We start from the raw sequence: 20599 nt of genomic DNA on the forward strand, positions 1-20599 counted from the left end.
TTGAAGAAACTGAAAAGCGTTTTCTTCAATACTTTCAATCAGTTACTACCAACAAATCGGGCCGCTTCAAGCGCCGTCCCCGTCAGAAGAGGTGCGCATTCTACAGACCTCCCCGACGGTGTCAACGACAATTTTGAAAAAACTCAAAATTGGTCGAAATTGGTCACTCCACGATCACGACACGGGCAATCTTCTTTTTACCAGCCTGGATGACGCACTCATCACCTTTAACGAACTGACGATCACCCTCAAACTTGCCACCATCAACGAACACAGCACCACGCCCAAGAACATCCCTCGCTGCCGCACCATTCTTCACCAGACCCGCAAGACGGAGAACAGCCGCCATCGGCAGTTCCGCCTGACCATCCAACGACACATTTACAACCGGCACGTTATCAGGGATCTCACCGAGCGCCACGCGGTTACCCGCCGACTTGTGCGCTGTCGAAGCAGCTTCTGCCCCATGGAAACGGGTAATAATTTCTTCTGCCAATACCTTCTTGTAGTCCTGCGGATTCGCACCACCTGCAACCGCAGACCGGAACTCTTCAACCTCCGCAAGCGAACGGAAGCTCAACAACTCGAAGTAACGCCATAACAACTCATCCGGCATTGAAAGGAGCTTGGTATACATTTCACCAGGCGCATCATTTACACCGACATAGTTCCCCAGGGATTTGGACATCTTCTGGACACCATCCAGCCCCTCCAGGATTGGCATGGTCAAAATGGCCTGAGGCTTCTGACCATAGTGTTTCTGCAAAATGCGCCCCATCAGAAGATTGAATTTCTGATCTGTACCACCCAATTCAACGTCTGCCTCCAGCGCCACGGAGTCATAACCCTGCACCAGAGGGTACAAAAATTCGTGAATAGCAATCGACTGCTCTGCCCGGTAGCGCTTGGTGAAATCATCTCGCTCAAGCATACGGGCAACCGTGTACTGGCCGGCCAGACGAATCATATCAGCAGCGGACATCTTGCCCATCCACTCTGAGTTAAAGACGACCCGGGTTTTTTCGGGATCGAGAATCTTGAACACCTGCTCTTTATAGCTGACCGCATTCTCTTTGACCTGCTCCTCGGTTAGCGGAGGGCGGGTCACGCTCTTTCCAGTCGGATCACCAATCATTCCGGTGAAGTCACCAATAAGAAAGATCACCTCATGCCCCAGATCCTGGAACTGGCGCAACTTGTTAATGAGGACGGTGTGACCAAGATGGAGGTCCGGAGCCGTGGGATCAAACCCGGCCTTTATACGAAGCGGCCGACCTTCCTTGAGCTTTTCAATCAGATCGTCTTCAGGAATCAACTCGTCAACGCCGCGCTTGATTATGGCCAGCGCCTCATCAATAGATGCCATGAACAACACATCCCCAGTTTTAATCACGAACGGTTTAATTAGTTACAGTCTTCTTACAAAAGAAATCTGCGAGTTACCCTCTCACCTGATAAAGTACAATTGCTCAGTTTTTGAACAAGCTGTAGCGAGGTGGGCTGCGCATTATAGCAACGCTGCCCGCAGAAATCCGTGGGTTGGAACATCAAACCGTAATGTTCCACGCTGTCCCGCATGCATTTTATACGGTAATCTTGTTGGTCTATACTTGATCAACAGCTTTAATTAGGTAGTTCAACCTACCGAAATACCGATTAAAACGGGTGCGATACGTGTTTAAAATGTTTCCCAAGACACACATTACTATTGCCGCCGCAGCTACAGTCGTCGTGACGGCCGCCATTTTAATGAGCCCCAGCGCAGATGTTGAAGCCAAGCGCATGTCTTATTCGCTGGATCTGGAACAGGGCGCAGTAACCGAAAAGGCCGCTACAGAATCGGCCACGTCCGACGCGACCAGATTGCCAACGGATGACGGACTCGCGAAAACAGACAACGAGTCAGGCATCAAGGCTACGGAGACACTTTCCTCTCCGGCAGAGCCAGAACTTCACTGGCAATCCTTCGACATCAAATCTGGCGACACCCTTTCTTCCCTGTTCAACAAAGCCGGATTTAATGACCGTATCATGCTGTCCGTTATCCACGGCGAGGGTGAGGCGGACACACTCCAGAATCTTTATGCAGGCGAAACCATTCGCTTTGCAGCAAATGACGACGGCAACCTTGAAGCCGTTGAACTGAAACGCAATCGCCTTGAATCCCTGAAGATCGAAAAAACGGCCGACGGATTCAAAGGCGAAACAGCGCTCCGCACTCCGGAAGCACGCCCGGCGTTCGCGACCGGAACCATTGACGGCTCCCTGTACCTGGCGGCGCGGGATGCGGGTCTGGATGACCGACTCACCATGGAGTTGGCTGGAATTTTTGGCTGGTCCATCGACTTCGTTTACGACGTTCGTAAAGGTGACCACTTTGAAGTCGTATACGAAGAGCTTTACCTTGATGGCGAGCGCTTCGATACCGGCAAAATTCTCTCCGCACGCTTTACCAATCGTGACGAAGACTACGTAGCCCTGCTCTATACCGACAGCAACGGCGACAGCGACTACTACTCACCAGACGGCAAAAGCATGAGAAAGGCTTTCCTGCGTACACCAATCAACGCACGGGTATCCTCTCCATTCAATCTGCAGCGCCGCCACCCGATTCTGAACGTAGTTCGCCCACACGAAGGTACCGACTACGGTGCCCCGACCGGCACCCCCATCAAAGCAGCCGGTGACGGACGCGTTCTGTCCGCTGGCAACAAAGGTGGGTACGGGCGAGCAGTTGTTCTGCAGCACGGTGATAACATTACGACGCTGTATGCACACATGAGCCGCTTGGGCAAAGGCATCAAGCGGGGAACCCGGGTTAAACAAGGACAGACAATCGGGTATGTCGGTTCTTCTGGCATGGCGACCGGACCGCACCTGCATTATGAGTTTCGCGTGAATGGTTCACCACGCAATTCCCGCAAGGTCCAACTGCCAGATGCCAAGCCAGTCCCAGCGTCCGAAATGGCAAGTTTCAAGGCTGCAACCAAGCAACAACTAGCTCAATTTGACGCATTCCGGGAGAACTACCAGCAACTGGCTCTCGCTACGGACGACTGAATCAGATGCACGCCTGGCTAGGACTGATGTCTGGCACCAGCATGGATGGTATTGATGCCGTGCTGGTGTCTTTTGAAGAACAGTCCATTCGGATTCACGCCACCCAGACAGTCGCTTACCCCGACGACATTCGGCACAGGCTCCTCGCGGTAACCCAGAACCACGGCACTCCGGATGAAATAGGAGAGCTGGATACCCTGATAGGTTGTCTGTTCGCAACCGCTGCCAACAAGGCCATTGAAGCCTCCGACATTCCAGCTTCAGCGATACAGGCCATTGGAAGCCACGGCCAAACCATCCGACACCAACCCTCCGGCTCCGCCCCGTTTTCAATCCAGATTGGTAACCCGGCCATCATCGCGGAGCGCACTGGCATTGCCACCGTTGCAGATTTTCGGCGAAGGGACATGGCCGCAGGTGGCCAGGGCGCGCCCCTGGTACCGGCATTCCACAAAGCGTTTTTCAGTTCCAGAACCGAAAGCCGCTGCATCCTGAATCTGGGCGGCATCGCAAACATCACGTTGATTCCTGCCGATCAGTCCCCTGTGACTGGCTTTGACACCGGGCCGGCAAATGCCCTGCTTGATGCCTGGTGCCTGGACCAGACCGGCCGCCCTTATGATGCGGATGGCCACTGGGCCGCGGAGGGCGTCGTCAATGACAAACTACTACATGACATGCTTTCAGACGCCTACTTCGCAAAGCCCGCCCCCAAGAGCACAGGCAAGGAAAGGTTCAATCTGGAGTGGGTAAAAACCCAGGTACGTCGACACCCTGAAGCGCATGCAGCTGATGTTCAACGCACACTGCTCCAGCTAACGGCCAACAGCATTCAGCAGCAACTACCCACCGAGGGCGGCCTTAAAATCTATGTTTGCGGAGGAGGCGCCCGAAACCCGTTACTGATGGACGTTTTGAGGCAAGCGGTTGAACCTGCAGAGATGGAAGTCACTGATAAGCTCGGACTGGACCCACAGTGGGTCGAGCCCGTTGCCTTTGCATGGCTTGCCCAGCAAACCCTATCAGGGATGACCGGAAACCTGCCAGATGTTACTGGAGCCATTGGGCCTCGTATTCTGGGCGCGATTTATCCGGCCTGAGAGAAAGAACGACCCGGAAGAAGGCCCGGATCAGATCGAAAATGAACTACCACAGCCGCAAGTCGAACTGGCGTTCGGGTTCTGTACGACAAACTGGGAGCCCTGAAGGCCTTCCTGATATTCAACGGTTGCACCAACGAGATATTGATAACTCATCGGATCGACCAAAAGCTTAACGCCGTCCCGCTCAATGACAGTATCTTCCTCATCCAGCTCTTCATCGAAGGAAAAGCCGTACTGGAATCCGGAGCAACCACCCCCAGTCACAAAAACACGCAGCATCAGGTCGGGATTGCCCTCGTCCTCAATCAATTCGCGTACTTTTGCGACCGCACTGTCACTAAAAAACAGCGGTGTGGCCATTTGTTGCTGAACTACAGTCAAGCTCGCCTCCGGATTACTTCAATGTCACTGGAGCGATTATGGTATTCCTGAGTAAAACAATCAACTATTCGGATTTACCACCATCCTCCGCAACCGACTCCTTCAACTCATCACTCGCATTGGTTTCGCGGCTGAATGAATCGTCTTTACGGCTGCCGTTGGCAAGAAGCCCGACCGGCTCTTTCTGGTGAACCAGATTGCCGTTAACCGACGCCCCCATCGCCATTTCGATCAGGTTGTAATAGACGCTACCGTTGATAGCCGCTTTTTCTGCCAGCTCGAGATGCGACGATGCGTATACGTCACCGTTAACAGTGCCATTGATAATGACGTGAGGCGCGATGATGTCGCCCGTGATCTCCCCGACTTCCGAGATCCGGAGAACCGCATCGCTTCCCTCTTCCGCCGCGACCTTGCCCGTCACCTTGCCATCTACGTGCAAACCACCGGAAAAATGGATTCCACCCTCAACCTTGGTTCGTGACGAGATCAGCGTGTCAAAGTGGCCGACCGGGCGGCGCGACTTCTGTTTTTTCTTACCCAGCATTTTAATTCTCCGTTAAGTCATCCCAGTCAAATGTTCTTTCTGCCTGGGAGGAATTGCGTCCTTCGGACTGAGCCACAATCTGAACTTCCAGGGGCTCAAAACCTTCAGGCAGCTCCAGTGTTCCTTCGACATCCTGGAAATAACGGAAGCGAAACTTCACACCTAGATCATCAATATCCTCGGACAGGTCACGCAGGGCGATAACTTCTTTTTCTTCGTCACGCAGGCCGATAACATTGACTGCCACCAGGCCCGACACATAGTTTTTATTATTTCCCACCTGGGTCAATACCAGCTTGAAGCCCCAGCTTTCGGGCTGCCTAGTGCTGACCAGGGACAAACTGTCCACCTGAAGCCCTTTACTGACTTCAGAAGGCGCCATGATATTTTTATAGAAAGTCAGATCCGACTTCAGTGAAACAATCTGTGTTTCGAGCTCTACAATCGAGCGGCGAGCCTGATTCAGCGCTTGTTCATCAATCGCCCGGCCCCGCTCCAGATTGATCAGTTGCTGCCGGGCTTCCGTATAGTCATCCCTCAGCGTTTCCAGCTCTTCTTCCAGAACCTCGTTGGAAGCCTCCACATTGGAAAACCGGAAGCCACCTTTCGCAAGCCCCGCTGTATAGCCGGCAACAGCGGCAACCACACTAAAAACCAGAAGGATGGACGTCCGGCGAAGCCGATACCCCGGCCGGTGCCGGATGACTACATACTCTTCTGAAGGTTTTCTTTCTTCGCTCACCGGCAAACCTTAGGGCAGCAGAGCCGGAGCTTCCAGCCCCCGGGTTTCTTTGAGACCGAACATGATATTCATGTTCTGAACCGCCTGTCCGGCAGCACCTTTCACCAGGTTGTCAATCACGGACGACACGATGATGATATTGCTCTGTTCCTGACGATGCAGCGCCATCCGGCACTGATTTCCGCCCCGCACGCTGCGGGTTTCAGGATGGCTACCATAAGGCATAACGTCTACGAAGGGCTCATCACGGTAACGGTCTTCAAACAGCCCCTGAAGGCGTTCAAAGTCTGCCGGATCTTTCATTTCCGCGTACAAAGTAGCCTCAATACCACGAATCATCGGTAACAGGTGGGGCACAAACGTTACACCGACACTCCCTTTCGCAGCACCGGAAAGGCCCTGACGGATTTCAGGCAAATGCCGGTGGCCAGATGCGCCGTATGCCTTGAAACTTTCGCCGATTTCACCATGGAGCATCCCGATCTTGCCCTGACGTCCGGCACCACTGGCACCCGATTTCGCATCAGCAATCAACCGCGCCGGATCAACCAGACCGTTTTCCAGTAAGGGCAGAAAGCCCAACTGAACCGCTGTCGGATAACAGCCGGGGTTTGCAACCAGTTGTGCGTCGCGAATCGCGTCCCGGGCCACCTCAGGCAAACCGTAGACAGCCTTGTCATTCCACTCAGGAGTTTCGTGAGCCATACCGTACCACTCGGCCCAGACATCCAGGTCCTTGAGACGAAAATCAGCGGACAAATCCACGACCCGGACACCAGCGGCCATCAGCTCTGGCACCATACGCATGGCGACTCCGTGTGGCGTCGCAAAAAATACAAGGTCACAGGCTTTGAGGACGGCCGCATCAGGCTCCGAAAACGCCAGGTCATAGTGGCCTCGCAGGTTCGGATACATATCAGCAACGGGCATTCCCGCCTCCGAACGGGACGTAATACAGCTGACCTGAACGTCCGGATGAACTGCCAGGATCCTCAACAGCTCAACACCGGTATAACCGGTGCCACCAACGATACCTACTTTTATCACCTTGCTCTCCAGCGATGTCGCATACGATTCTTGGGAATTGACCCCATAGTCTACCATGATAAACCAAGGACTTATTGCAGCCCGCAGGGCTAGAGTTACAATGTTGACAGAAATTGCCTGACGCCTTCTCACCTGACCGGAATACCGCCCCCAATGCAAAGACTCTGGCTCCGAATCACCGAACACCTGATACCGATGTTTCGGCGCAGGTTATCCGGTGTGGACGCCCTGCCCCAACTCGCCGTTCTGGGGCTGCTGTCGGGCATCATAACCGGCGTAGTGATTCTTGCTTTCCGCCTCGCTATAGAGTGGCCTCTGGAATACTTCCTGCCAGGCGCTGGTTCGGAATCATTCGAGCAGCTCGACTGGATTACCCGAGGCTTGCTGCCCCTGGCAGGAGCCCTGGGGCTCGGACTGATGCTCCACAGGCTGGCGATCCATGACCGGAAGGTGGGTATTGTCCATGTCATGGAGCGCCTGAATTACCACCAGGGCTACATATCATTCCGAAGCGCTGTTGTTCAGTTTGTATCCGGTGTTGCAACGGTTGTCACTGGCCAGTCCGCTGGCCGGGAAGGGCCAGCCGTGCACCTTGGAGCGGCGTTTTCCAGTTTGATGGGACAGTGGATGCGACTTCCCAACAACAGCATCCGCACCCTTGTCGCCTGCGGCTGTGCAGCAGCCATTTCCGCCTCCTTCAACACACCCATTTCCGGTGTCATTTTTGCCATGGAAGTGGTGATGATGGAATACACCATCGCCGGCTTTACCCCCATCATTCTCGCTGCAGTCAGCGCGGCCATCGTTACCCAGGCCGTATACGGTTCCGAACCTGCATTTACGGTTCCGGCACTGACCATGAATTCGCTGCTGGAAATCCCCTGGATTCTGGTGATCGCCTTGATCATTGGTGTTTCGGCGGCACTGTTTATCCAACTGGTCGACTCGGCCGGACGTTTCCATCACCGCCCGGTCCTGTTGCGAATCAGCGTGGCGGGGCTGCTGATGGTTCCCTTTGCCCTTCTTGTTCCGGAGACCATGGGCATTGGCTACGACACGGTCAATGCCACCATTAACGGCGAAGTGGGGTTCTGGCTTCTTTTAGGCGTTGGTATTGCCAAGCTTCTGATAACGTCGGTGACGATAGGGCTGGGTATGCCCAGCGGTGTGATCGGCCCCACCCTGTTTATGGGCGCGACACTCGGGGGCGCCATGGGCCTTGTTGGCGCCCAGATCATGCCGGAACAGGCTTCATCGGTCGGATTCTATGCCATGCTTGGCATGGGGGCGATGATGGGGGCCGTGCTTCAGGCACCGCTGGCCGCGCTGCTGGCGTTACTGGAGTTGACTCGCAACTCCCACATCATCCTGCCGGCCATGTTGATAATCACCACGTCAACGCTGATCACCAGCGAGGCTTTTGGAAAGAAATCACTGTTCCTGACCATTCTCAAGAGCCAGGGACTCAGCTACCAGAACTCTCCGGTCATTCAGGCATTGAGGCGAGTGTCCGTTGGCGCAATCATGGACCGAAGTATCATGCGCACCGAACGCCATCTGTCTGTCGAGGAAGCCCGCAAGGCCCTCACGGCAGAGCCCAAATGGCTCATTGTTGAAGGCAGCAACGGCCCCACGGCACTGTTGCCAGCGGTTGATCTGGCGCGCTTTCTGGAAGATACCGACAAACACGTTGCTGAACAGGACGTTGAGCTGCCCGAATCGATCGACCTGATGGACATTCCTGCCAACCGGCGCGATCTGGCTCCGGTACAATACCAGGCGACTCTGGAGGAAGCCCTGAATGAGTTTGACGCCAGCAACGCCGAAGCCCTGTACGTACAACGACATGTAGCACCAATGATCCAGCGGGTTTACGGTGTTGTACTCAAATCCGATATCGAAAGTTATTACCAATACCGACGGAGCTAACGAATGCTGTGGGTCAAAGCTTTCCACATTATTTCCATGGTTTGCTGGTTCGCCGGCCTGTTTTACCTGCCGAGACTGTTCGTCTATCACGCCGCCTGTGAGGATGCTGCCGGGCAGGAACGATTTAAAATCATGGAACGAAAGCTGTACCGCGGCATAACCACCCCTTCGATGGTTGCAACCGTGATTTTTGGTCTGTGGCTGATCAGTTACAATGTCTCCGGGTATTTCAGCCAGGGCTGGATACACGCCAAACTGGTATTGGTCGCCCTGTTGATTGGTTACCATTTCTATTGCGGCCATCTGGTTCGGGTATTCCGTGATAACCAGAACACCCGCAGCCATGTGTTCTACCGCTGGTTCAACGAGCTGCCGGTATTGGTGCTGTTGGCTGTTGTCATCCTGGCCGTTGTAAAACCGTTTTAAGGAGCTGCACCATCAAACTCTATACTCGCCCCCAGGTACTGGTACTGTCTGGCCTCGATCCCTCCGGCGGTGCCGGCATCCAGGCTGACATCCAGGCGATCACCTCTCTGGGCTGCCATCCTTTGCCGGTCATTACCTGCCTGACCATACAGGACACAACCAATGTGTACGGCGCCGAAGCCATTGATCCAGAGTTGATCCGCCAGCAAATCGACTGCGTTGCCAAGGATTCTCCTATCCACGCCATCAAGACAGGTGCTCTCGGCAACGCCGCCATTGTGGACGTACTGATTGAATTCATCAGGCAACACTCTGACATTCCCGTGATTACCGACCCGGTGATCAAAGCCGCAGGAGGCGGCGATCTGGCTGATGACGAGCTCATCACCGCCATGAAGGAACGCCTGTTTCCTGTTGCAGAAATGATCACGCCCAACGGCATCGAGCTGGCCATGCTGGGCGACAGCGATGACCCCGACCAGGCATCGGAAAACCTGCTAACCGGGGGCTGTGCATCCGTGCTGGCCACCGGCGGCCACGGACCCGGCCCGCACATTATCAACACCCTCTACAACCACGCGCCGGAACCGATGCGCTGGGAGATCGAACGGGTTGGTGGCGAATACCACGGCACCGGCTGCACCCTGGCTGCTGCCATTGCTGCCGGCAGGGCCAGCGGCCTGTCGCCCCGAGCGGCCATTTCTCAGGCGCAGAACTACGTCAACCACGCCATCCTCCACGCCCTTGAGGTTGGCAACGGACAGCCGGTGCCGGATCGGGGTATTCTGTGGGAACGCTAACAACCCCCTCCCTTAAGCCCGGCCTTTACGCCATTACAGACAGCGTGCTGACGCCTCCGGAAACGCTTGTAGCATCCGTCGAAGCCGCCCTGTGCGGAGGTGCCGTGCTGGTACAGTATCGAGAGAAGAAGGCGCCTGCCCCCGAACGCTTGCGCCAGGCCACAAGCCTGCAAGACGCCTGCAGAAATGCCGGGGTACCGCTGATTATCAACGATGACCCCGAACTGGCCCACAGAGTTAAGGCGGCAGGGGTTCATCTCGGCCAAAGCGATCAGGCGCTTGCCGATGCCAGGGCAGTGCTGGGACCGGACGCCATCGTTGGTATCACCTGCCACGACAGCATTAACATGGCGGCAGCGGCACACGAGGGCGGCGCGGATTATCTGGCCTTCGGCCGTTTTTTCCAGTCGGTCACTAAACCCGGCGCTCCGCCTGCAGATCCATCCGTTCTATCTGAGGCCCGCCAATTCGGCCGGCCAGTAACTGCCATCGGCGGCGTGACTACCGACAACGGCGCGCAACTGATTCTGGCCGGCGCGGACCTGCTGGCCGTGGTCGGCGGCCTGTTCGGCGGCAGCCCTGAAGACATTGAACAGAAAGCCCGGAGCTTCGCCCGGCTATTCGAGCAACATCACCCACTCTTTTCACTACCCAGATAACAGGAACGCATTATGAGTCACTCCGAAAGCCTGTTCGAAGAAGCCCAGAAATACATCCCCGGTGGCGTTAATTCCCCGGTCCGGGCGTTCCGGGGTGTCGGCGGCACACCGATTTTTTTCAAACATGCTGAAGGTGCTTACCTTTACGATGAGGATGATCGCCGATACATCGATTACATTGGCTCCTGGGGCCCGATGATCCTTGGGCACTCCGATCAACGCATCAAAGACGCACTTCATGCTCAAGTCGATCTGGGTGTCGGATACGGTGCCCCCACCGCGATTGAGACCGAAATGGCCAAAAAGGTCTGCGAACTGGTGCCGTCCATTGACCTTGTTCGCATGGTCAACTCCGGCACCGAAGCTACCATGTCAGCCATCCGTCTGGCCCGCGGCTACACAGGTCGCGACAAGATCGTAAAATTTGAGGGCTGTTACCACGGACACGTGGACTCACTGCTGGTCAAAGCCGGTTCAGGCGCCCTGACCCTGGGGGTTCCAAATTCACCGGGCATCCCCGCCAGCCTTGCCGAACACACTCTGACCCTCGACTACAACGATCTGGACAGTGTTCGCGAAACCTTCTCCAGAATGGGTGACGAGATTGCTGCTATCATTGTTGAGCCCGTCGCAGGCAACATGAACTGCATTCCTCCGGCACCAGGCTTCCTTGAGGGCCTGCGTGAAGTCTGTGATGAACACGGCACAGTGCTGATCTTCGACGAAGTCATGACCGGCTTTCGGGTTTCCCTTGGCGGAGCTCAGGGACTTTACGGCATCACCCCGGACCTGACGGCACTGGGCAAGATTATCGGCGGCGGCCTGCCTGTGGGCGCTTTTGGCGGCAAGCGGGAAATCATGGAACACATTTCTCCGCTGGGTCCGGTGTATCAGGCCGGCACCCTGAGTGGTAACCCGCTGGCAATGGCTGCCGGCCTGACGACGCTGAACGCCATTTCCGAGCCCGGATTCCACGATCGCCTGACCGAGAAAACCAGCAAGCTTCTGAATGGCCTCAAGGAAGCCGCAAAAGCCAGTGGCATTGCCTTGACCGTCCAGCAGGCAGGCGCCGCCATGTTCGGACTGTTCTTTACAGATGAGCCCTCAGTCAGCAGCTTCGGCCAGGTCATGAACTGTGACGTGGAACGATTCAAGAAGTTCTTCCAGGGTATGCTGAGCGAAGGCGTGTACCTTGCGCCTTCAGCCTTTGAAGCAGGGTTTACCAGCGCAGCACTGTCGGATGCTGATATCGACCATACCATCGAAGCCGCCCGCAAGGTGATGGCAACGCTCTGATTCAGGTACCCCCGCGCCTGTCATGACAACCCTGTCATGGCAGGCCGCCCCGAGTGACCCAGCTCACAGAATCACCAAGAACTTCCTCTCCAGGCCACGCCGCCCATTGACTCAACCCACCACCTGATCAAATGATGTACAGGTCTCATGCGAGATGCCCTGACAGCGGCAATCTAACAATTACAACGCAGTGGTCAGTGCAAGGAAGCACCTCATTTTGCCTGTGAGGCAAAAGCAGTATGAGCAGCAGTTTCTGGAGCAACCCGTTAGGTTGAGCCGCAGTTTGAACAACAAACACAACAACAAACTGTAGGAACGACAATGAAACCCTGGATCAAAGCCCTCGCTCTGGCCTGCACTGTTGCATGGGCAGCCCCTTCCGCCGCCTGGTGGTGGGACTCTACTCCTTCGAATTACACAGACACCCGTTACCCAATCGTGCTGGTCCATGGCATGTTCGGGTTCGATAACATTGTGGGCGTGGACTACTGGTATGGCGTCGCCGAAGACCTTCGGCAGTATGGCGCTGACGTGTACACCACGCAGGTCCCGGCCCTTGACAGCACCATCGCCCGTGGTGAGGCACTGTTGCCACAGGTAGAAGCCATTGCTGCCGTCTACGGCAAGGTGAACCTGATCGGCCATAGCCACGGTGGCCCCACCGCCCGCTATATTGCCAAAGTGCGCCCGGATCTTGTGGCGTCGGTCACCTCGGTAGGCTCCCCTCACAAAGGCTCCCCGGTTGCAGACCTGATCTACGGCTCACCCGCAGAGAGTGCGGCTGCCGGCCTCGGCAACGCCCTTGCGGGACTGATTGACCTGCTGTCTGGCGGTGGATACAACCAGGACATGCGTGCCAGCCTACAATCTCTGACCACCGCGGGCAGTGCCGAATTCAACAACTTTGCCCCTGCCGGCATTCCCACCACGAGCTGTGGAGAGGGAGCCTATTCTGCCGATGGAATCCGCTTCTATTCCTGGGGGGGAACCGGCGTCCTGACCAACGCACTTGACCCCTCCGATGCGCTTCTCGGTGTCACCAGTCTGGTAATCAGTGGTGCAGACGACGGGCTCGTAGGCCGCTGCAGCAACCACTTCGGAAAGGTTATTCGCGATAACTACTTCATGAATCATCTGGACGAGGTCAATCAGGCATTGGGGCTACATAGCCTGTTCGAGACTGATCCGAAAGCCGTCTTCCAGCAACACGCTAACCGGCTGAAGAACGCCGGGCTCTGATCTGGTTGAACCGCCGGATAAACAAACGGTCCCGGCGAACTCAGCCGGGACCAAAAACACCTTCAATACCGAGCATCACCGTATGGCGCCGGTAACCATAGACTTCAATAGAGCTATCAGTATCCTGATACTGCCATTCCCCGCGAATCATCCATCGATCAGTCAGCCATTGCTCGGCAAAAAGACTGGCATTGATACGACGATCAACACGCCGTTCAGAAACCAGGGTTCCATCCTGATCGTATACATGCGGGTCCTGATAGCGACTGAACCGGAAGGCTGATTCAACCCCAAGCATCAGATCCTGTTTCAGCACGTACCTTGCAGCCAGTTCAAGCCTGTGATGCTGGGGCGACAAACTGACGAACTGATCTGAATATGTCAGATCCTCCCGGTTTTCCAGCGTCCAGCGGTACTGACCACTCAACCTCCAGGGCCCGGCTCGTTTGGCAACGGACAGTCTTATGCGATACCAGTCACCATCGTATGCCCGATAACGACTTCCCCCCTGGATAAGAGCTGCTGCCACGTCGACCGAACATTCAAGATCAAACCCGCCGCCACAGGCCAGCCATTGCCTCTCGGCCTCCAGACCATATCGGGTTTCAAAGGTATCACCGCCAAACCAGGATTGGCTGAGTACGATGCCAACACCCTGTTCAGCATTCTCAAGATTCTGGCGCCAGAACATGCCTCCCTGAATCAGCGAGCTGTCATAGTCAGAATCAGACGGATAACGGCGGGTATAGAGCACGCCATCCAGGCCAAAACTGGAACCCTGCCACGTGTAGAGATCATAACTTCCCGCAGCAAACCCTTCCGTAAAAGCACCGCCTTTGCTGGACGCACCTGCATCCGGCAACCCGGCGATGTTGCTGTCGTATCCGCCAGCCAGGCTGAGAACACCCTGATACCCGCCAGCATCCTCACGTCCGGATAAACGGCCCAGCTGAGTATCGGCCATCTGCTGCAGTTTGCCTCGCCCACCCGTTTCACTCACAGATAGAAACCAGCTTCGGGCCGCCTCTTGATCGCCATTGGCCAGGGCAACCAACCCCAGATTGTATTCAGCAAGGGTTCGATCGCCGGATTCCAGCAGACTGCGGAAACGCTCTTCAGCCGCCCCGTAATCCCCCAAACGGTAGTAAACAACCGCCAGGTTATAGGTTAGCGAAGGTGAATGAAGGCCAAGGGCTTCAGCCTCCAGAAAGGAATCCCGTGCAGCAACCAGATCGCCTGACTGGAACAAAATAACGCCAGTGTTCAGGCTTTCCGCTGCCTTCTTATCCGTGGTGGCCTGTGCCGCTCCGGCCACAGCGAACCACAACAGACAAACCGCTATCCGTTTACACAACAAGCAGGACGCTCCGGGGTTGGAGAGAAAGTGAAAGGAGCTTATGGCGGGTAGTATAGCAAGGGATTGCCCGGCATTGGCGCTACCGGGCAGAAGAATTACGGGATTACCGGTTCAAACCTGGGGGACCGTTTTCCTGAATATCACCTACAGCATCCGGCAATTCTGGCTTTTCCGGCTTTTCCGGCTTTTCCGGCTTTTCCGGCATCGTAGGGCGCTCTGGTTTAACGGGTTTTTCCGGCATTTGCGGCTTTTCCGGCCGATCTTTCACCTGTTCCAATGATTCCCTGGCGTCCCGAGCATCCTCGGCAACAGACTGGCCAAAGTCACGACCTGACTGTCGCGCCTCTTCGCTCCGGGCATTGCCCTGAAGGCCGCTACGGTCATTCCTCTGCACGGAATCCGGAACCGGGAGTTCGATTTCCCGAACCACCTGTTCTGTCAGCTCATTATCGTCCAGAACCATCCTCATGGTCACGTCGAGATCGTCTGCGGCAGATACCGAGAATCCTGCCAACAATCCCGCTAAACAGACTCCGGAACGCACCAGCAAAATTCTGCCGGAATCACGAGCACTCATGATGCAGGCCTCCCCGTTTGTGAACTTTCAAAGGCAGGAATGACCGCCCGGAATGTTTTCTGCCGATCTCCCGCATCCAGATGAGCCACCAGCTCACCCGACCCCGGGAACAGCACTTTCAGAGGTAATGACAGCACGTTCTCTCCCGCATCAAGGCTCACTTGCCAGCTCACCTCATGCAGCCCAGGCATGGCCGCCAACTCCACATGCGGAGGCAGCTCCAGTGTCAGGGTGACGTTATCCAGTGGTTCCCCGGCATTGAACGCCAGCCGGACCATTCGCTCCACCGGAACCAGACTCTGCTCAGCAACTGCCGGATGATTGCTGACAGCCTCTCCGTTGAAAAGAACACCCACTGCCATCCCGAATGCCATGGCCGCTGCAACAGCTCCAGCCAGAACACCGTGGCTCCAACGCCTTTCCGAGGACCGTGACCGTCCGGTTGCCGCAGCCAGCGCTCGCTGACTGAACCCATCCGAAGGCGCCGGAATGCGTGCACGACTGTATAGAGCTTCTTTCAGTTGGTGCTCCGCCTGCAGCGCCTGTGAACACCCCGAACACGCACGCAGGTGTCTCTCCACACTCACGGCTCGTGTTTCGGGAAGCTCATCATACAGATAAGCCGCCAGGCTATTTCGGATCTCAGGACAGGACATGCTCATCACCTCACACTCCCACACGCCCGGATGGAGGAATCGGTTCCAATTCTCTTTGTAGTTTTTTTCTCAACTGATTCCGGCAACGGTGCAGTCGAGACTTCACCGTTCCCACAGGAACATCCAGAACCATCGCTATTTCGTCATGGCGCCAGCCGTCCACATCATGCAACAGTAACAAGGTTCTCTGATCGGGAGGCAAGGTTGCCAGAACACGATCTACCGCAGGCCTTAGCTGTTGCTGTTCATAGACGGCCTGCGGGCCAAACGTTTCGGATTCGAGGCTGTCGAGCCAGTCGACCTGACTATCCACATCAACCAGTTCGCTCACCGGCCGGTCGATCTGCCGTCCCCGCCGACGAAACTGATCCACAAACTGTCGGTACAGCACCCGCTTAAGCCAGGGTCTGGGCTTGTCCACCGCTTCCAGTTCGGAAAGCCGGGGAAACAGCTTCACCAAAACATCCTGAACCAGGTCTTCAGCATCGTGCTGTACCCCGGTCAGGCGATAGGCAAACCGGTACAGGGAGTCCATGTGGGGCTCTACGAGGCGTTCAAAGCGTTTGGCTTTTGAGAGTCTGAAGGGTAACAGCGTCAAACCTTTGGGACCTGCCGGAGGGTTATTATCGAGCTCATAGTCTATCCGAGTTGGTGGCAGACTGCATAATCTACCAAGGTACAGCCGGGCTACTCTAAAGACACAAACAACGCCCCAGGATGGACAAATCATGAGACAACGTTAATAAAAATGCAGGAACCTCCAGGCAACGAGCTTCGTTTGAACAATGACTGATAGCAAAAATGCTACGGCTCAAATAACAGCCCAAGGAGGTTTTATGAATCGCACCACTCGCCTGTTAAGCATTTCAGCACTGGCCGCAAGCATTGCAGCCTGCGGTGGCGGCAGCGATGGTTCCGTCTCATCATCCACAGGCCAGGTTTCTTTCGACGTCACCGACGCCCCGGCCATGGAATTTGCCGATGTCACCGTCTCATTTACCGGCATACGACTTAAGCCGGAAGACGGGGACTGGGTCGAGTTCACTTTTGATGAACCAAAGGCTTGGAACCTGCTGGAACTTCAGGGAGGCGTTAGCGAGCCACTGATTACGGACGAGGAAGTACCTGCAGGGCAGTACTCCGAGCTTCGCCTGATGATCAATACGGAGAATCTGGCATCTTACGTCACTCTCGCATCAACACCCGATGAAAAAAGCTCACTTGCCGTACCTTCCGGGGAACAAAGTGGCCTGAAGCTCAAGGGTGGCTTTGTTGTCGCTGCAGACACTACGACAGACTTCACCATCGACTTTGACGTCAGCAAGTCCATTGTTGACCCTCAGGGCGGATCGATAGGCGACTACTTGTTAAAACCATCACTGCGACTGGTGAACAATCTGGAAGTAGGGTCTATTACTGGCCAGGTCAACTATGCGCTTATCAGCTCCACCCGACTCGATGACGTTGCCAAAGCCGAGTGCGAATACGAAGGTGCCGCTTACATCTTCGCGGGTGCCGATGTTACGCCGACAGACCTGAACGTAAACAATGAGGAAAACCCTCTGCTGGTCATTCCGGTGACCTATGATGAAGAGACAAGCCTCTACAGCTACACGGCGGCCTTCCTACCCGAAGGGCCTTACACCGTCGCTTACAGCTGCCAGCTTGATGATAACGAAGCAGATGACGAGCTGGAGTTCGATGGAATCCAGACTGTCGACGTTATCGTGGGCACCCCCGTGGAAGCCCAGGACATCCCTCTCGTCGAATAAATCGACAACCCCCGGTTTTACCGGGGGAAGAAGGTTACAGGGCCGAGGCGCGAGCCTCGGCCTGATCCGCCCCGGCAACATTACCCCGGGCTCTGCGAATATCCGCCAGCAACATCCAGCCAGCCCGCTGCAGCCGGGTATCGTTCCCCGCCACTGACAGCCCCTTCAGCGTAAACTGTTCTGCCGTACCTAACTGATCATTGGCCACATAGGCTTCAGACAACTTGAAATAGACCTCCGCAGACCGCGGCGCTATGCGCTGGGCTCGTTCAAGCCGGGAGATGGCGGACGAGGTATCGCCACGCTGCAAATAACCTTCGGCCTCATTCACCAGACTCAGGGCCGCCGGAGACAGACTCTCGCCAGCGTCCCGGTAACTCGGGGTCGTCGTCTCCCTTGGTACCGGTGCAGGCGCGGACTCCTCCGGTAACTCACTCTTTCGCCAGACAGTAGTTTCGGACGAGGTCGCGGGCTCACTGGTGGTTTTTGGCGGCGGTGGAGCAGTGGCCTGATCACCACCGCCAATAGGTACATAAATCCCCCCGGGGCTGGAAGCACAACCGGCCAGAGTGAGCAACGCGGACACCGCGCCCGCTCTGAAAATAACGTTCTTCATCATCGGAACAATCCTTCAAACCAACCCTGGATTCGACGTTGCAGCGTTCCGGAACAGGACACCTCCTGCGTCGGTTCGCTACCAGAAATAAAGGGTACAAAACGGGCATTATCACAGTATTCATCGGTCAACGCCTGCCGTTCTGCATTCACCCAGTGATAGGCTACTCCGTCAGGTACTACCGGGGAAAAACCATGCTGCGGAATCTGAGCCATAAACCTGGACCAAACCGGTAGCGCGCCGCTGGCACCTGTCAGCGACGTCGCCCCGTTATCATCGCGACCAACCCAGGCTACCGCCAGCAAATCACCGCTAAAACCTGCAAACCAGGAGTCCCTGCCATCATCCGTGGTACCGGTTTTACCGGCCAGAGCCAACTCATCCGGCACCGTGTAGTAGGCCGACTTCCCGGTTCCCTCACGCATGGTTTCCTGCATCGCATACTGCACCAGATGCACTGCTGCCGGATCCGCAACCTGATCCACTTCCAGGCTGTAACGGGACAGACGTTCACCACTGGCATCGGTCACTTCCCGAATCGTCCGAAGCGGCGTATTGAAGCCAGACGTAGCCAGGCCCTGATACATCTGAGCCACGGTAACCGGATTCATGGAAACTGCGCCCAGCAGCATCGAGGGATATTCGGATATTGTCGACGTAACCCCAAATGCCTGCAGCGTCTCTTTCACCACATCAACGCCAATATCGAGCCCCACTCTCACCGTTGGCAGGTTGTAGGAATGCGACAGCGCGGTGTGCAACGGCACCTCACCACGCTCTTCACCGCTGTAATTCTTCGGCTGCCAGCGCTGGCCGTTATCGAACTCCAGTACGAAGGATTTATCCAGAATCGGAGAAATCAATGTATACCGATCCGGCCGGGACAGGGCAGAAAGGTACACGAAGGGTTTGACCAGCGAGCCAATCGGCCGACTGGCATCCAATGCCCGGTTAAAACCGGCGAACTGCGGATCGCGGCCGCCGACTAGCGCCAGCACTTCGCCACTGTCCTTGGAGGTAACGACCAGCGCAGCTTCTAATGCTTTACGGGTTTCACCGCTCGCCAGCCTTGGCAGCGTGTCGGTCACTGCGTACTCGGCGGCGTACTGGATTGCAGGATTCAGGGTGGTAAAAATCTTCAGCCCCTCGCTGCGCAGATCCTCCTCCCGATAATCCCGCGCCAGGTGGCGGCGAACCAGATCGATATAAGCCGGGTAGCGGTTCTCCGAATAGGACGGTCGTTCACTCACGCCCAGCGGCATCCCCCTGGCCTGAGCAGCTCGAACCGGCTCAATCAACCCGGCCTCTTCCATTTCAGAGATCACCAGATTACGACGTTCAACCGCCCGTTCCGGATGCCGCCGAGGGTTGTAATAGCTTGGCCCTTTCACCATTCCCACGAGCAACGCGATCTGGTGAACATCCAGATCCTTGACTGATTCTCCGAAATAGAACTGACTCGCCAGACCAAAGCCGTTAATACTGCGGTTGCCAGCCTGCCCCAGGTAAACCTCGTTGAGGTAGGTTTCCAGAATATCCCCTTTGTCGTAATGCAGCTCCAGCAGTATCGACATCAGTGCTTCATTACCCTTGCGCACCAGGGTTTGTTTCCGGGTCAGAAAGAAGTTTTTCACCAGTTGCTGGGTCAGTGTACTGCCGCCCTGAACCACCTCTCCCGCCCGGATATTGGCCAGCATGGCCCGGGCAATGGATAACGGAGCGATACCAAAGTGGTCGTAGAACTTCCGGTCTTCGACAGCCATCAGCGTTGCTGGCAACAAAGCTGGCACCTGATCCAGCTGGATCAGAATCCGGTCTTCCTTGTGAGAGGGATAGATACCCCCAATCTGGGCCGGTTCCAAACGGACAATGGCGGCAGAATCACCACTTCGAACGGAGAAATCCTGAACCCGGTCGCCATAGATATTCAGAGACAGGCGTCGCCTGGGCTCATTGCCATCGGGGAAACGGAACCCTCGGGTACTGATCAGGAAATGCCCACCGTTACGTCGATAGGTTCCGGCCTTGCTGCCATCGCCTGCACGGAAACCGGACAATTTCAGTTCTCTTTCGAGAGCTCCGGAGCTGATACCAGCACCGTTGTAGAGTTCCAGGGGCCGGGCATAGACCCGGGACGGGACCTCGAAACGTCGCCCTTCAAAGCGATCAGTAATCACAGCATCCAGGTACACCATCCAGCCGGCGAGCAGAACCAGCCCAATGATCGCAAGTCGGAAAAACAGGCGCCAGAACCATGGACGGCGACCGTTCCTGGATGATTTTCGGGGAGATTTTCTTTTTGATCCGGAAGACGTTCTGTTCTTTTTCATGACAGGGATTATACCGAAGCCCACCGCCCGTAAGGCAGGGCATGTATGTGTTATTTCTGTAA

General features: G+C 55.8%; 21 protein-coding genes. 9 read left to right on the plus strand and 12 right to left on the minus strand.

The window, feature by feature from the left end; genetic code table 11:
• Positions 1 to 163: 163 nt before the first annotated feature.
• Positions 164 to 1366 carry a tyrosine--tRNA ligase gene (gene tyrS / locus FWJ25_RS18285; protein ID WP_149601712.1) on the minus strand — a complete coding sequence of 401 codons (1203 nt, stop codon included), beginning with the start codon at positions 1364 to 1366 and terminating at the stop codon, positions 164 to 166.
• Positions 1367 to 1674: 308 nt separating this feature from the next.
• On the opposite strand from tyrS, the gene FWJ25_RS18290 reads away from it, so the two are divergent.
• Positions 1675 to 3060, plus strand: a complete 1386-nt coding sequence (locus tag FWJ25_RS18290) for an OapA family protein (RefSeq protein WP_149601713.1) — start codon at positions 1675 to 1677, stop codon at positions 3058 to 3060.
• A gap of 5 nt (positions 3061 to 3065) precedes the next feature.
• Positions 3066 to 4160, plus strand: coding sequence for an anhydro-N-acetylmuramic acid kinase (locus FWJ25_RS18295; RefSeq protein ID WP_149601714.1), 1095 nt, complete (start codon positions 3066 to 3068; stop codon positions 4158 to 4160).
• Between the two features lie 30 nt (positions 4161 to 4190).
• On the opposite strand, the gene erpA is transcribed toward FWJ25_RS18295, so the two are convergent.
• From erpA to argC, 4 genes are all read right to left on the minus strand, one after another.
• On the minus strand, positions 4191 to 4523 hold the full coding sequence (gene erpA / locus FWJ25_RS18300; protein WP_223163274.1) for an iron-sulfur cluster insertion protein ErpA: 333 nt from the start codon (positions 4521 to 4523) through the stop codon (positions 4191 to 4193).
• Positions 4524 to 4608: 85 nt separating this feature from the next.
• On the minus strand, positions 4609 to 5091 hold the full coding sequence (locus FWJ25_RS18305) for a bactofilin family protein (protein WP_149601716.1): 483 nt from the start codon (positions 5089 to 5091) through the stop codon (positions 4609 to 4611).
• Between the two features lies 1 nt (position 5092).
• A complete protein-coding gene (locus tag FWJ25_RS18310) occupies positions 5093 to 5833 on the minus strand; it encodes a DUF6776 family protein (protein ID WP_149601717.1) in 741 nt (246 codons plus the stop codon).
• 9 nt (positions 5834 to 5842) lie between these two features.
• Complete coding sequence (argC, locus tag FWJ25_RS18315; RefSeq protein ID WP_149601718.1) at positions 5843 to 6880, minus strand: N-acetyl-gamma-glutamyl-phosphate reductase; 1038 nt, start codon at positions 6878 to 6880, stop codon at positions 5843 to 5845.
• 153 nt (positions 6881 to 7033) lie between these two features.
• Between argC and FWJ25_RS18320 the strand changes: the two genes are divergently transcribed.
• Both FWJ25_RS18320 and hemJ read left to right on the plus strand, forming a co-directional pair.
• Complete coding sequence (locus FWJ25_RS18320) at positions 7034 to 8809, plus strand: chloride channel protein (protein WP_149601719.1); 1776 nt, start codon at positions 7034 to 7036, stop codon at positions 8807 to 8809.
• 3 nt (positions 8810 to 8812) lie between these two features.
• Positions 8813 to 9235 (plus strand): protoporphyrinogen oxidase HemJ, encoded by a 423-nt coding sequence (gene hemJ, locus FWJ25_RS18325; protein ID WP_149601720.1) that lies wholly within the window; start codon positions 8813 to 8815, stop codon positions 9233 to 9235.
• On the opposite strand, the gene FWJ25_RS20030 is transcribed toward hemJ, so the two are convergent.
• On the minus strand, positions 9232 to 9354 hold the full coding sequence (locus FWJ25_RS20030) for a hypothetical protein (protein ID WP_281292565.1): 123 nt from the start codon (positions 9352 to 9354) through the stop codon (positions 9232 to 9234). The genes hemJ and FWJ25_RS20030 overlap by 4 nt on opposite strands.
• Between FWJ25_RS20030 and thiD the strand changes: the two genes are divergently transcribed.
• From thiD to FWJ25_RS18345, 4 genes are all read left to right on the plus strand, one after another.
• On the plus strand, positions 9325 to 10035 hold the full coding sequence (thiD, locus tag FWJ25_RS18330; protein ID WP_246166894.1) for a bifunctional hydroxymethylpyrimidine kinase/phosphomethylpyrimidine kinase: 711 nt from the start codon (positions 9325 to 9327) through the stop codon (positions 10033 to 10035). The genes FWJ25_RS20030 and thiD overlap by 30 nt on opposite strands.
• Positions 10023 to 10694 carry a thiamine phosphate synthase gene (gene thiE, locus FWJ25_RS18335; RefSeq protein WP_149601722.1) on the plus strand — a complete coding sequence of 224 codons (672 nt, stop codon included), beginning with the start codon at positions 10023 to 10025 and terminating at the stop codon, positions 10692 to 10694. Before thiD ends, thiE begins: the two co-directional genes overlap by 13 nt.
• A gap of 12 nt (positions 10695 to 10706) precedes the next feature.
• Positions 10707 to 11990, plus strand: coding sequence for a glutamate-1-semialdehyde 2,1-aminomutase (hemL, locus tag FWJ25_RS18340; protein WP_149601723.1), 1284 nt, complete (start codon positions 10707 to 10709; stop codon positions 11988 to 11990).
• Positions 11991 to 12311: 321 nt separating this feature from the next.
• Positions 12312 to 13229, plus strand: coding sequence for a lipase family alpha/beta hydrolase (locus FWJ25_RS18345; RefSeq protein ID WP_149601724.1), 918 nt, complete (start codon positions 12312 to 12314; stop codon positions 13227 to 13229).
• A gap of 40 nt (positions 13230 to 13269) precedes the next feature.
• Here the strand turns inward: FWJ25_RS18345 and FWJ25_RS18350 are convergent, their stop codons facing one another.
• The 4 genes from FWJ25_RS18350 to FWJ25_RS18365 form a co-directional block, all read right to left on the minus strand.
• On the minus strand, positions 13270 to 14556 hold the full coding sequence (locus tag FWJ25_RS18350; protein ID WP_188093669.1) for a tetratricopeptide repeat protein: 1287 nt from the start codon (positions 14554 to 14556) through the stop codon (positions 13270 to 13272).
• 133 nt (positions 14557 to 14689) lie between these two features.
• The gene (locus FWJ25_RS18355) at positions 14690 to 15163 is read right to left on the minus strand and encodes a hypothetical protein (RefSeq protein WP_149601726.1); all 474 of its coding nucleotides are present in this window, start codon (positions 15161 to 15163) and stop codon (positions 14690 to 14692) included.
• Positions 15160 to 15825: an anti-sigma factor family protein gene (locus tag FWJ25_RS18360; RefSeq protein WP_246166889.1), complete on the minus strand. Its 666-nt coding sequence runs from the start codon at positions 15823 to 15825 to the stop codon at positions 15160 to 15162. The genes FWJ25_RS18355 and FWJ25_RS18360 overlap by 4 nt, the downstream gene beginning before the upstream one ends.
• Positions 15826 to 15829: 4 nt before the next feature.
• Positions 15830 to 16354 carry an RNA polymerase sigma factor gene (locus FWJ25_RS18365; RefSeq protein ID WP_246166890.1) on the minus strand — a complete coding sequence of 175 codons (525 nt, stop codon included), beginning with the start codon at positions 16352 to 16354 and terminating at the stop codon, positions 15830 to 15832.
• A gap of 301 nt (positions 16355 to 16655) precedes the next feature.
• On the opposite strand from FWJ25_RS18365, the gene FWJ25_RS18370 reads away from it, so the two are divergent.
• Positions 16656 to 17591: a DUF4382 domain-containing protein gene (locus FWJ25_RS18370; RefSeq protein WP_149601728.1), complete on the plus strand. Its 936-nt coding sequence runs from the start codon at positions 16656 to 16658 to the stop codon at positions 17589 to 17591.
• A 34-nt stretch (positions 17592 to 17625) separates the two neighbouring features.
• Here FWJ25_RS18370 and FWJ25_RS18375 read toward each other — a convergent pair whose 3' ends face one another.
• Positions 17626 to 18210: a tetratricopeptide repeat protein gene (locus tag FWJ25_RS18375; protein WP_149601729.1), complete on the minus strand. Its 585-nt coding sequence runs from the start codon at positions 18208 to 18210 to the stop codon at positions 17626 to 17628.
• Complete coding sequence (mrcB, locus tag FWJ25_RS18380) at positions 18207 to 20537, minus strand: penicillin-binding protein 1B (RefSeq protein ID WP_149601730.1); 2331 nt, start codon at positions 20535 to 20537, stop codon at positions 18207 to 18209. Before mrcB ends, FWJ25_RS18375 begins: the two co-directional genes overlap by 4 nt.
• Between the last annotated feature and the right edge of the window lie 62 nt (positions 20538 to 20599).

This window comes from Marinobacter salinexigens, from assembly GCF_008370345.1.
GTDB lineage: Bacteria > Pseudomonadota > Gammaproteobacteria > Pseudomonadales > Oleiphilaceae > Marinobacter > Marinobacter salinexigens.